Origin of the sequence: Janibacter cremeus (assembly GCF_029395675.1) — a bacterium.
Classification (GTDB): Bacteria; Actinomycetota; Actinomycetes; order Actinomycetales; family Dermatophilaceae; genus Janibacter; species Janibacter cremeus_A.
This window is the reverse complement of the sequence record NZ_CP115184.1, coordinates 2,337,853-2,350,249: the sequence shown is the minus strand read 5'-3', so window position 1 is coordinate 2,350,249 and position 12,397 is coordinate 2,337,853. Positions and strand designations below refer to the sequence as shown.

Annotated in this window: 11 protein-coding genes; 7 read left to right on the top strand and 4 right to left on the bottom strand. The window is 71.1% G+C overall.

The genetic code is table 11. From position 1 onward, the window contains the following. Positions 1–44: 44 nt before the first annotated feature. A complete protein-coding gene (locus O9K63_RS11090; protein ID WP_277237832.1) occupies positions 45–1,217 on the bottom strand; it encodes a S1 family peptidase in 1,173 nt (390 codons plus the stop codon). Between the two features lie 227 nt (positions 1,218–1,444). Here O9K63_RS11090 and O9K63_RS11085 point away from each other — a divergent pair, with 227 nt between their 5' ends. The 6 genes from O9K63_RS11085 (at position 1,445) to O9K63_RS11060 (ending at position 8,116) form a co-directional block, all read left to right on the top strand. Next, on the top strand, positions 1,445–3,322 hold the full coding sequence (locus tag O9K63_RS11085) for a DUF294 nucleotidyltransferase-like domain-containing protein (RefSeq protein ID WP_277237830.1): 1,878 nt from the start codon (positions 1,445–1,447) through the stop codon (positions 3,320–3,322). Continuing rightward, positions 3,319–4,023 carry an exonuclease domain-containing protein gene (locus O9K63_RS11080; protein WP_277237828.1) on the top strand — a complete coding sequence of 235 codons (705 nt, stop codon included), beginning with the start codon at positions 3,319–3,321 and terminating at the stop codon, positions 4,021–4,023. Before O9K63_RS11085 ends, O9K63_RS11080 begins: the two co-directional genes overlap by 4 nt. A gap of 143 nt (positions 4,024–4,166) precedes the next feature. Next, a complete protein-coding gene (gene ahpC / locus O9K63_RS11075; protein ID WP_277237827.1) occupies positions 4,167–4,733 on the top strand; it encodes an alkyl hydroperoxide reductase subunit C in 567 nt (188 codons plus the stop codon). 100 nt (positions 4,734–4,833) lie between these two features. After that, positions 4,834–6,513, top strand: a complete 1,680-nt coding sequence (gene ahpF / locus O9K63_RS11070) for an alkyl hydroperoxide reductase subunit F (protein WP_277237825.1) — start codon at positions 4,834–4,836, stop codon at positions 6,511–6,513. Positions 6,514–6,591: 78 nt separating this feature from the next. Then, positions 6,592–7,020 carry a cupin domain-containing protein gene (locus tag O9K63_RS11065; RefSeq protein ID WP_277237823.1) on the top strand — a complete coding sequence of 143 codons (429 nt, stop codon included), beginning with the start codon at positions 6,592–6,594 and terminating at the stop codon, positions 7,018–7,020. Positions 7,021–7,279: 259 nt separating this feature from the next. Then, positions 7,280–8,116, top strand: coding sequence for an alpha/beta fold hydrolase (locus O9K63_RS11060; protein WP_277237822.1), 837 nt, complete (start codon positions 7,280–7,282; stop codon positions 8,114–8,116). A gap of 102 nt (positions 8,117–8,218) precedes the next feature. Here the strand turns inward: O9K63_RS11060 and O9K63_RS11055 are convergent, their stop codons facing one another. The 3 genes from O9K63_RS11055 to O9K63_RS11045 are packed head-to-tail and all read right to left on the bottom strand — an operon-like array spanning position 8,219 to position 11,631. Continuing rightward, on the bottom strand, positions 8,219–10,909 hold the full coding sequence (locus O9K63_RS11055; RefSeq protein ID WP_277237820.1) for a multicopper oxidase domain-containing protein: 2,691 nt from the start codon (positions 10,907–10,909) through the stop codon (positions 8,219–8,221). Next, complete coding sequence (locus tag O9K63_RS11050; protein WP_277237818.1) at positions 10,906–11,367, bottom strand: hemerythrin domain-containing protein; 462 nt, start codon at positions 11,365–11,367, stop codon at positions 10,906–10,908. The genes O9K63_RS11055 and O9K63_RS11050 overlap by 4 nt, the downstream gene beginning before the upstream one ends. Positions 11,368–11,373: 6 nt before the next feature. Then, positions 11,374–11,631 (bottom strand): DUF2249 domain-containing protein, encoded by a 258-nt coding sequence (locus tag O9K63_RS11045; protein WP_277237816.1) that lies wholly within the window; start codon positions 11,629–11,631, stop codon positions 11,374–11,376. A 76-nt stretch (positions 11,632–11,707) separates the two neighbouring features. Here O9K63_RS11045 and O9K63_RS11040 point away from each other — a divergent pair, with 76 nt between their 5' ends. Beyond that, positions 11,708–12,367, top strand: a complete 660-nt coding sequence (locus O9K63_RS11040) for a helix-turn-helix transcriptional regulator (RefSeq protein WP_277237814.1) — start codon at positions 11,708–11,710, stop codon at positions 12,365–12,367. The last annotated feature ends 30 nt before the right edge of the window (positions 12,368–12,397 follow it).

Here is a 12,397-nt window from a genome sequence, read left to right as displayed (position 1 = left end):
CGAGGGAGCCCGACGCGGGCCGGGCTCCCCGTCGCCGCCTTCGGTCAGCCCACCGTGTCGATCGTGACGCCGTAGTAGTTCGCGGCATCGACGACCGGCTGGAAGAAGCTGTACGACCCGGCGCTGTAACCACGGTTCCAGCCGCACTCCACGCCGACCGGCCCGCCGGAGGTCATGCCCTGGGCGAGGTTGCCGACGCCGATGTAGGCGCCACCGGAGTCACCGCCCTCGGTGCACACGCTCGCCTCGGCCAGGCCGTAGACCACGGTCCCGCCGTAGTTGACGGTGCGGTTGTAGGCCTTGATCTGGCCGCAGGTCCACCCGGTCGTGTTCCCCGCCTTGCAGAGCTCGGAGCCGATCGGGTTCTTGCTCATGCCCCGCACGCCGTAGTAGCCGGAGTGGCCGCGGCTGTCGACGTAGGGGACCCCGGTGTCCTCGGAGTCGATGTCCATCAGGCCCATGTCCACGCTGCCGTGCCCGCTGCGGAAGCGGGTGTGCACGCCCTCGCCGATGTGCGTGCCGTTGGTGTCGAGGATCGACGGCATGCCCTCGACGCAGTGGCCGGCGGTGAGCAGGACGTTGTTCCCGTTCGACAGGCGCCCGGGGTAGCCGAGGCTGCAGTTGGTCCCGGGGGAGAGGTCCATGATCCGACCGGGCACGACGTCGGCCTGGGTGGACAGCGCCTCGCCCGTGCTCACGGAGACCTTCTCCATGGCGTCCAGCCGCTGGCGGAGCCCGCGGGGGGCCTCCTCGGTGACGCGCACGTCGACGACCCCATCCGGCAGGTTCGCGCCGACGGTCAGCACGTGCCCGGAGTCCTTGCCGGCGCGCTCGAGCACCGTCCCGGCGATCGCGTCGAGCTCGCTCTGCGACGTGGCGGTGCTCGCCCGCAGTCCCGCGGCACGCACCTCGGCGGCGTCGGCGCGGGGAACGCCCACGACGAGCTGGGTCCCCTCGAACCACGCCCCGTCGACGTCGACGCCGCGCTCCTTGAGCGCCTGCAGGGCCTGCTGCTTCTCGTCCTTGGTCTCGAGGTACTTCTCGGCCCGGGCCCGGCTCTTCCCGTCACGCTCCATCACGTACTCGGTCAGCGGCACCGCCATGCTCTTCGGGCTCCCGGGGTCCCCGGGTGACGGGGCGGCCGCCCCCATGGGGGCGAGCACCACGCTCGCGCCGATGAGCGCTCCGGTGATGCTGAGTGAGCTACGCAGGTTCATGCCATCTCCTTTGATGTCGACCTGGCCGGGGTGTCCGGCCCGGTCCGACCGTGGCGCAGGACGAGCGTGTCCGTGATGTGAGATGACCGATTCCGTGATGGAAGGGGGAAATGCTGGCTCCCCCGCGAAATCCTCCTGACCTCCCGGTCACCCCCCGGAGAAATTCCTGCTGCTCCGTGGTCGTGGGAACGAAGCCGCGGAGGCCTGCGACCTGACACGATGAGGACATGGTCGACGTCGAGCTGGCCGAGGTCGCTGACTTCCTCGCGGAGCACGCTCCCTTCGATGCCCTCCCGGAGCGGGTCCGGCGAACCCTGCCGGCGCGGATGGCGGTGCGCTACCACCGTCGCGGGACGAGCCTCATGGCCGTCGGCGTCGACAATCACGACCTGATGGTCGTACGGTCCGGTGCGATCGAGATCCGTGATGCCGACGGTGGACTGGTCAACCGGGGGGCGGAGGGCACGACGGCCGGGTCGACGACGCTCGTCGGCGGCAACCCCTCGCGCTTCGACGTCGTGGCGATCGAGGACACGCTGGCGCTGCACCTCCCCGGGGCGGTCTTCCACGAGCTCTCGAGCGAGTACCCCGACTTCGCCGACCACTTCGACGCCGAGCGGGCGGACCGCCTGCGGTCGGCCGCATCGGCGACCATGACCAACGCGGCGGGGGAGGCCATCCTGCGCACCTCGGCCGGTGACCTCGTCCGTCGACCACCGGTCACCGTGCCGCCCCACGTCACCATCGCCGACGCGGCCGTGGTGATGACCGACGAAGGGATCTCCAGCCTCCTCGTCGTCGAGGGCCGTGAGGTCATCGGGATCCTCACCGACCGGGACCTCCGCCGGCGCGTGGTGGCCGCGGGGGTGGACCCGGCCGGGCCCGTGTCCTCGGTGATGACCGCCGACCCCGTCGTCGCGCCTGCCGAGGCCTCCGCGCTCGAGCTGCTCATGACGATGACGGAGCGTGCCGTCCACCACCTCCCCGTCGTCGACGGTGGGCAGCCCGTCGGGGTGGTGACGACGACCGACCTCATGCGGTTGGAGCGGGTCAACGTGGTCCACATCGTCGGTGACATCACGAAGCAGCGCGAGGTCGCGGGCGTGGTCGCGCTGGCGCGGCGGACCCCGCGCCTGGTCGAGCAGCTCGTCGGCCAGGACGTCGGCGCGGCGGACATCACCCGTGTCGTCACGACCGTCGGCGATGCCGTCGAGCGCCGCCTGATCGCGCTGGCGGAGGAGCGGCTGGCCGCCCGGGGCCACGGGTCGCCGCCACGGTACTGCTGGATGGTGCTCGGCTCCCGGGCCCGGCACGAGCAGGCGCTCGGCAGCGACCAGGACCACGCCGTGATCATCGCCGACGACGCCCCGGAGGGGGCCGAGGAGTACATCGCCGCGCTCGCCGACGAGGTCGTGGCGGGGCTCGAGGCGGCCGGCTACCCCCGCTGCTCCGGCGACGTCATGGCGAGCAACCCGCGCTGGCGCCAGCGACTCACCGGCTGGCGCCGGGAGTACCGCCGCTGGATCACCGCGCCGGTCCCCGACGCGGTGCTGCAGGCGAGCATCTTCTTCGACTCGCGACCGCTGCTGGGCGACGAGAGCCTGCACGCCCGCCTCGCTGAGGACATCACCCAGCTGGCCCCCGGCGGGAGCAACTTCCTCGCCCACCTCGGCAAGGAGGCCGTGTCCAACGAGCCCCCGCTCGGGTTCTTCCGCGGCTTCGTCCTGGCCAAGGCGGGCGAGCACAAGGACACCCTCGACCTCAAGCGCGGGGGAGTGGGCTCGATCGTCGACGTCGCCCGGGTGCACGCCCTGCGGACCGGGCTGGTCTCGGTCAACACGCGCTCCCGCTTGCTCGCGGCCGGTCGTACCGGCTCGCTCAGCCCGTCGCTGGCCGCCAGCCTGGTCGACGCGCTGGACTTCATCACGCACGTGCGGCTGGTGCACCAGGCCGCGCAGGCGGCGAGCGGCAGCCGCCCCGACTCCCGGGTGCGGCCGAGCGACCTCAGCGCGTTCGAGCAGCGCTCGCTCCGCGAGGCCTTCCACGTCATCCGCTCTGCCCAGCAGGCGCTCGTCCACAGCGATCCGTCCGTGCGCTACTCATGAGACTCGGCCTGGGCCGCTCGCCGCAGCGGCGCCGTGAGGCAGCCCTGGCCGCGGCCCCACCCGGCCCGCTGCGGGACTACCTGTCCGCCCCCTTCGTCGGCCCGGGTACCCGCCTGGACGAGCTGCCGCTGCTCGCTCTCGACGTCGAGACCACCGGCCTGGACGTGGAGCGCGACCGGGTGCTCGCGGTCGGCTGGGTGCCGGTCGACGGCAGGTCGATCGACCTCTCGGGCGCCGGGCGGCGCGTCCTCGGCGTGCGCATGGAGGTCGGGCAGTCCGCGACGGTGCACGGGCTCACCGACGACGCGATCGCCCGGGGGGACGTCCCCGTCACCGTCCTCGCCGAGATCCTCCGGGTGCTGCGTGGCCGGGTGCTGCTGGCCCACCATGCCGCGATCGAGATCGGTTTCCTCGACGCCGCGTGCCGACGGGTGTGGGGAGCGCCCTTCGTCACGCCCGCCGTAGACACCCTCGCGCTCCAGCGGCGGGTGCTCGCCGGCCGCCTCGAGGCCCATCCGGAGCTGCACCCCGGGGAGCTGCGCCTGTGGGCGGCGCGGGAGCGCTACGGCCTGCCGCGCTACCGCGCCCACGAGCCCCTGACCGACGCCCTCGCGTGCGCGGAGCTGTACCTCGCGCAGACCTCGGAGCTCTCGCGCCGAGCGAGGAAGCCGTTGTCCCTCAAGACCATCCAGCACACCTGAGCGGATCCGGACGAAGGGGGTGGACGGGATTTGCAGTCCCTCCCCATCTCCATTAGTCTGGAGTCATTCCAGAACACGAGGTTCTCCAGAGAGAACGCGTGCACGGAACCCGAAAACCCGAGAGATGCACAGGAGACCAACGCATGTCCCTCATCAACACCCAGATCCAGCCCTTCGAGGCCACCGGTTACATCAACGGTGAGTTCAAGGACTTCTCCGACAAGGACATCGCCGGCAAGTGGGCGATCTTCTTCTTCTACCCGGCCGACTTCACCTTCGTCTGCCCGACGGAGCTCGAGGACCTCGCCGCCGAGTACGACAGCGAGCTGAAGAAGTTGGGCGTCGAGGTCTTCTCCGTCTCGACCGACACGCACTTCACGCACAAGGCGTGGCACGAGACCTCCGACGCGGTCGGCAAGGTCACCTACCCGATGCTCGGCGACCCGACCGCGACCATCTCGCGCAACTTCGACATCCTGCGTGAGGACGAGGGCCTGGCCAACCGTGGCACCTTCCTCGTCGACCCGGACGGCGTCATCCAGTTCATGGAGATCACCGCCGAGGGCATCGGCCGCAACGCCAAGGAGCTCGTGCGCAAGGTCAAGGCCGCGCAGTACGTGCGCAACAACCCGGGCGAGGTCTGCCCGGCCAAGTGGGAAGAGGGCGCCGACACGCTCGCCCCGAGCCTGGACCTCGTCGGCAAGATCTGATCGACCTGACGCATCTCGGATGAGGGGTGGCGCGCCACCGCGCGCCACCCCTCGTCCACACCCCCGCACGCCCCCTTCGTCCCACAGGAGTCGCAGCACCATGGCCCTCGATCCGAACCTCGCCACCCAGCTCAAGGCCTACCTCGAGAACCTCCGCGAGCCGATCGAGCTCGTCGCGACCCTCGACGACGGCGCCAAGTCCACCGAGCTCGACGAGCTGCTCGTCGAGATCGAAGGCATGAGCGACAAGATCACCCGCCGTGTCGCCGAGGGTGCCGAGCGCGACGAGCGCGTCCCCTCCTTCGCGATCACCCGGACCGGATCCCCGGACGTGTCCGTGCGCTTCGCGGGCATCCCGATGGGTCACGAGTTCACCTCGCTGGTCCTCGCGCTGCTGCAGGTCGGTGGCCACCCGAGCAAGGCCTCCCAGGACGTCCTCGACCAGATCGGCTCCCTCGAGGGTGAGCACACCTTCGAGACCTTCTTCTCGCTCAGCTGCCAGAACTGCCCGGACGTCGTCCAGGCACTCAACCTCATGAGCGTGCTCAACCCGAGCATCACGCACGTCGCGATCGACGGGGCGGTCTTCCCGACCGAGGCCGAGGACCGTGGCGTCCTCGCCGTCCCCACCGTCTTCCGCAACGGTGAGCTCTTCGGCTCCGGCCGGATGGAGCTCGCCGAGATCGTCGGCAAGGTCGACGAGCTGTCCGGTGGCGACGCCGCCGCGCGCGCCGCCGAGGAGCTCAGCTCCCGCGACCCCTACGACGTCCTCGTCGTCGGAGGCGGCCCCGCCGGCGCCTCCGCCGCGATCTACGCCGCGCGCAAGGGCATCCGCACCGGGCTCGTCGCCGACCGGGTCGGCGGCCAGGTGCTCGACACCATGGCGATCGAGAACCTCGTCTCCGTCCCGCACACCGAGGGTCCGAAGCTCGCGGCCGACCTCGAGCGCCACATGTCCGAGTACGACATCGACCTCGTGCGCAGCCAGCAGGCAGCCGGCCTGAGCGAGGGGGAGGACGGCCTGACCGTGCTCGACCTCGCCAACGGCGCCGCCCTCTCCGGCAAGACGGTCGTCCTGGCCACCGGCGCCCGCTGGCGGACCATGGGCGTCCCCGGCGAGGAGGAGTACCGCAACAAGGGCGTCACCTTCTGCCCCCACTGCGACGGTCCGCTCTTCAAGGGCAAGGACATCGCCGTCATCGGCGGTGGCAACTCCGGCGTCGAGGCCGCGATCGACCTCGCCGGCGTCGTCGGCCACGTGATGCTCATCGAGTTCCTCGACGAGATGCGCGCCGACGAGGTGCTCCAGCGCAAGCTGCGCTCGCTGCCCAACGTCGACGTCCGCCTCGGCACCAAGACCACCGAGGTCATCGGTGATGGCGCCAAGGTCACCGGCATCACGGTCGAGCCGCGCGACGGTGGCGAGCCCGAGCAGCTCGACGTCGAGGGTGTCTTCGTGCAGATCGGTCTGCTCCCCAACACCGAGTGGCTCGGTGACGCGGTCGAGCTGAGCGAGCGCGGCGAGATCGTCATCGATGGTGTCGGCAGGACGAACCTCCCCGGCGTCTTCGCCGCGGGCGACTGCACCACCGAGCCGTACAAGCAGATCGTGACCGCGCTCGGTGCCGGCTCCACCGCCTCGCTGAGCGCCTTCGACCACCTGATCCGCACCAGCGCACCCTCGGACGACGCCGCGATGGCCGCGACGAAGGTCGCCGACGGGCCGATCGAGGCCGGGGACCAGATCGACGTCCCCGACTCCGTGGGCGCGAGCGCCTGACCCACCAACACCCTCGTGGGCTGAAGTGTGAGGCCGTCAGCAGCCGAGCCTCGAAGCCCACAGACAAGGAGACCCATCATGAGCGAGCAGATCGATCTGTCCGACCACGGACCCGCACCGTACGTCGTCAACATCGAGGACGCGACGCTGCAGAACTCCAACTACCGCTCCACCCTGTGGACAGGTAAGTACATGCAGCTGACCGTCATGGCCATCGCGCCCGGTGACGACATCGGCCTGGAGGTCCACGAGGACCACGACCAGTTCCTGCGCATCGAGGAGGGCCACGGTCGCGCCCAGCTCGGTCCGTCGAAGGACGACCTGTCCTTCGACCGCGAGGTCGGCGACGACGACATCGTCATGGTCCCCGCCGGTCAGTGGCACAACATCACCAACATCGGTGACGTGCCGCTGAAGGTGTACTCGCTCTACTCCCCGCCGGAGCACGTCCACGGCACGGTCCACGCGACCAAGGCCGACCAGGACGCGGACCCGACCGAGGACTGAGGTCCCACGTCGGTCGAGGTGCGACGAAGGAGCCTCGAGACCACGGCGGGGCGAAGGGGGGCGGTCCGGCGAGCGGACGACGCAAGGCCGGCCCTTGGCGCCCGACCCGGACGCAGTGGGCGGATCGCCCACCTGGTCATACGGTCCGGGTCGGGGCCTGAGTCGGACCGCCCTCCCGTCGCCCGCCCGCCTCGGTGGCCTTCGACGGCGCTGCCGGATGCTCTGGTGTGGTGGGTGACTCGTGGGTAACCTTTCGTCCATGAAGAGCACCATCGAGTACACGCACCTCGCGGGGGCGGGCGAGCCCGTCGCCCTCATCCACGGGATCGGTCACCGGCGCCAGGCCTGGGGCGCGGTGCCGCAGCTGCTCAACGACCGCGGGTACGACGTGTACGTCGTCGACCTGCCGGGTCACGGGACCTCACCGACGCCGACGAGGCCGGACGGGTACACGATGTGCAGCACCGCCGAGCAGCTCGAGCGGCTCTTCGCCTCGCTCGGGATCGACCGGCCGCACGTCGTCGGCAACTCCCTGGGTGGGGCCGTCGCCCTCGAGCTCGCCCACACCGGTGCGGCACGAACGGCCACCGTGATCTCCCCGGCGGGTTTCTTCCCCGTGCACCACCTGCCCAACATCGCGGTGAACCTGCTCTTCATGAAGGTCGGCAGCCACCTCCCCGAGGCGGTGCACCGGAGGCTGGCCGCCCACGCGTGGTTCCGCAGGATCGCCTTCCGCTCGCTGTACACGCACCCCGAGACCGTCACGGTCGAGGCCGCGGTCGGCGACACCCTCAACCTGCGCCGGTCGAAGGGGTTCTGGCCGCACTTCTTCCGAGCGACCTTCATGCGCTTCACCAAGGACGTGCAGGTCCCCACGACGGTCGCCTGGGGTGACACGGACCGGTTGCTGCTGCCGTCCGAGGCGCACACCGCACGCACGCGCCTGCCCGGGGCCACGCACGTGACCCTCCCGGACAGCGGTCACTGCCCGCAGCACGACCACCCGGAGCTGGTCGTCGACGTCATCGCGGCGACGATCAATCGGGTCTCGAGCGAGGCGAGGGAGTCCGCCGCAACGCAGCGCCCGGCCGGCTGACACGCCGGCATCGAAGCAGGACGCGGAAATCGATTCCGGACGCGGCAATATCCACGTCCGGAGTCGATTTCCGCGTCCTGGGATTGCTCGTCGGCGCCCGGCTCAGCGCACGCGGACGATGCCGTGCGCGCCCTTCTCCCCGGCGCTCATCACGTGGTTGACGAAGGGGTAGTGCCCCGGCTCCGGGAAGGCCAGCTCGACGAATCCGCCCTGACCCGGCAGCAGCCCGAGGGCCTGTGACCCGGTGCTCGGCCCGCCCACCTGATCCGGTCCGCCGACGGTGTAGGCGCCCTCCCGCCACACGGTGTCGAACTGACCACCGATGACGTGGAAGGACATCGGACCGTTGGGTCCGGCGTCGAGCACCCAGAAGCGCACCCGCTCACCGACCTTCGCCGTCAGTTGGTCCGCGTCGTACTGGAAGGCGCTCCCGTTGAAGGTCGTGGCGGCCGGCGTCCCGTCCGCGGTGTCACCGTAGATCTCCGATGCGGTGAGCACGTAGGAGCGGTCCACCTCGGGCAGGTCCGGGGGCTCGATGACCACCGCGCCGTGCATGCCCTTGGCGATGTGCGTCGACAGCGGCATCGTCGAGCAGTGGTACATCCAGATCCCCGCGCGCTCGGCGGTGAAGGTGTACGTCAGCTCCTCACCGGGGGCGATCGTGCGCATGGGGCGGTCAGGAGCCAGGGCCCCGGCGTGGAAGTCGATCGAGTGCCCGATGCTGCCGTCGTTGACGAGCGTGATGACGAACGTGTCGCCGACCCGACCGTGCAGCACCGGCCCGGGCGCGGTGTCGCCGAAGGTCCAGCGCGTCTGCGTGACGCCGGGCGCGACCTCCATCTCCACGTCCTGCACCCGCAGCGTCACGCGATGAGTCGTCTCGTCGCCCAGGGGCGGCAGGGTGGCGTCGTAGGCCTCGTGGTCCTCGGGCCACTTCTCGCCCGGATCCAGGGCGAGGGCGTCCCCACCGCTCGTCTCGCCGGGCGTGCTGTGCGCGTCCGCGTCCGTGGACCCGTCCGTCGCGCCGGGTTGCGACGGGGCGTCGCCGGCGGTCGCGCCGCCGATGACGGCGATGTCGAAGGTCATCCCCATGGCCTTGTGGCCGGAGACGGTGCACCAGCCCTCCCGGTCGTCGCCGACGATGCCGACGTCGAGGGTGGCGCTCTCCCCCTTCGCCAGTCGGGGGGTGCTCGTCTCGTCGTCGAGGTAGAGGTCGTGGACGGTGCCGTCGTCCTCGTTGGTCAGCTCGATGACCAGACGGTCACCGGCCGGAACCTCGATGCTGGAGGGGGAGAAGGACATGTCCTCCTGCGCCACGACCTCGACCGTCGTGGTCTCGCCCGTCGGGGCGACGCTCGTCCCGGGCGCCGCGACCGCGCCGCTGCCGCCGTCGAGCACGGGCTGGAGGACGGGCCCGGCGGCCAGGGCGAGTGCCACGAGCGTGACGCCGGCCATCAGCTGCGTGCGGGGGAAGGGGGGATCGAGCACCCGGGCGGCCTCGGACCGGCCCAGCTCGAGGTCACGGCGCGGGTGCGGGGTCGAGGTCGCCGCCTCCCGACGGGCGACGACGACGCGCTTGACGGCGATGAGCAGGATCGGGATGAACGCCGCGAGCCCGATGAGCACGAGGGTGGTCAGCACGACCCGCGTCCCGGAGGGGACCGGCATGAGCGAGAGCGCGAGCGGCACGTTGATGATGACGATCCGGGTCATGCCCATCCGGTCGAAGGCCTGGATCCCGACACGCACGACCTTCGGGCCACCGCCGATGACCGCAGGCACCAGGTGACTGAGGGCGCCGCAGAGCACCTGCAGGCCGAAACCGACGATGAGCACCGCGGCCACCCGGCCGTAACCGACCGTCATGGCGGTCATGTCGGGCGCGGTGGCGACGCGCCAGGCGATCATCGCGATGCCGACGAGGAACCACACGGCGCCGGCGGCCACGGACCAGGACGCGAAGTGCATCGGCGGCTTGGCCCGGGCGGGCGCGAGGAGCGAGCGACCCGTCCACAGCAGGGCGACGAGGTAGCCGAGGACGCCCACGAGCAGCACCCAGCGCCACCCGGCGAGGGCGCCGACGACGGCGAGGGAGAGACCCGCGACGAGGCCGGGGAGGGCCTGGGTGGCGCGCTGCTCGGCGGCCGGGTCCATGCGTACGCGCAGGATCGTCGGCCACAGCGTGATCAGGGTGCCGGCGACGGTGATGCCGACCCAGCCGAGGACATTGACGAGGGAGTGCGCCAGCGTCATCCGCGCGTGCATCTCCTCGGAGTACCCGCGGGCGAGGAGCACGCCGAGGGTCGCGCCGACGGGGAGGAAGGCCGCCGAGGCGAGGTAGTGGTGCACGACGATGCGGAACCGTCCGGGGAGGGCGCCGCGCAGGCGCCGCACCAGCTGCCACCCGTGCCACACGACCGCGACGACCACGGCGCCGGCACCGGCGAGGGTGAGCCACCACCACGTGGTCGGCACGCCGACCAGCACCCCGATGATGCCGAGGTGGAGCAGGACGAGTCGCCGGTTCTGGGTGGCGCGCACGTCGATGTCGGGGTGGTTCTTCAGCAGGCTGACCGTGAAGTGCGTGCTCCACACCATGATCGAGTGGGTGAGCGCACCCAGCGCGACCATGTGCACCATCAGCCAGGTCGCGTCCGGGACGAAGGGGTGCACGGCCGCCGTGATGACGGCGGTGATCATCCACAGGAGACCGGGATGGTCCCGCATCGCCCAGGCGCCCCCCTTCGGCCGGGCCTTGGGTGCCGGCTGGGGCGAGGGCGCGAGGGATGTCATGGCGAGCTGAGCGGGGAGACCGGGGAGGCGGCGGCGGTCAGCTCGTCGACCTCCTCCCACTCGGCCCCACCGAGAGTCGTCAGGGAGGCGGGGAAGAGGCCGTTCTCCTCGCGCTGGATGTGCGAACGCAGCTCGGTGTCGAACCGGTCGACCAGCTCGGTCTCACCGGCGCGGATGCGGGCGAGGAGGCCGTCGAGGTCCACGTGCTCGCCGCACAGGGCGTCGACGTGCTCGGTGAAGTCCTCGTCGCGGCGCAGCACGGCGAAGAGGCCGACCTCCTCCGCATCGGTGTGCGGATGGAGCAGGTGCTCGACATCATCGACGAGCCCGGCGACCTCGTCGGTGCGGCCGGCGGCAACGGCGCGGCGCAGCAGACCGGTCACGTTGATCAGCTCGTCGTGCTCGGTGCTGAAGCGCCCGATGATGCCGATGGAGCGGCACCCGCAGTAGGAGCACATCGACGGTCAGGACTCGACTCGGGTCAACCGCAACGTCCAGGCCTCGGGGCCCTCCTGGAGGTAGTCGACGGTCCACGTGCCGGGCTCGAGACCCTCGATCTGGCGCAGCAGCGGCTGGGGGTCGTGGGGCGCGACGAGGTCCAGGGAGCGGCCCGGCCCGATCGCCGAGAGTGCACCGATGACGGTCGCGTGACGGATCGAGTGGGGGATGGGTCGCACGTCGAGCGCGGGGATCTCCTCCACCATGGGCAGGTTCATCGTCATGGTGCTTCCTTTGGCGTCGGCTCGGGTCGGGGAAGGGAGTTGCCCGATCACCCCCCAAATTACTACATTAGGTCTCGTGGAAAATACAAACCTTGGGCCGGAGCCGGCACCGGAGGCAGACCCGAGCGATCTCGGGGCCGCGGTGCGGCAGGTGCTCGAGGCCCTGCGCGCCGGTGGTCGACCCATGCGGGTCACCGAGATCGCCGCCAGCGTCGGCTCCCACGAGAACACCGTCCGCAGTCACCTCACCCAGCTGCTCGAGCGGTCCCTCGTCACGGCCGACACTGCTCCCTCCGAGGGTCGTGGTCGCCCCGCCGTGCTGTACGAGGCCGGTCCGCGGCCGGGGGTGCGCGTGGACGAGTACCGCGCGCTCGCCGGTGCCTTCGCCGCGGACCTCGTCGCGAGCGAGGGCGGCCCGCAGGTGCGTGACCGTGCCCGGCGCATCGGGCGCGCCTGGGGTGAGCGGCTGGCCGCACCCGGGACCACGGTGACCGAGCGTGAGCACCTCGACTCCACCCTCGCCGACCTGGGCTTCGGACCGGTCCGCGACGGCGCGACCGTGCGACTGACGACCTGCCCGCTCCTCGACCTCGCCGTCGAGAACCCGGACGTCATCTGCCAGGTCCACCTCGGCCTCGTCGACGGGACGCTGCGCCGTGGTGACGACGACGAGCCGGCCGAGCTGACCCCCTTCGCCGAGCCGGGAGCCTGCCTGCTGCGCGTTCCGGAGCGCTGACCCCCTTCCCGTCGGATCAGGCAGCTCGTC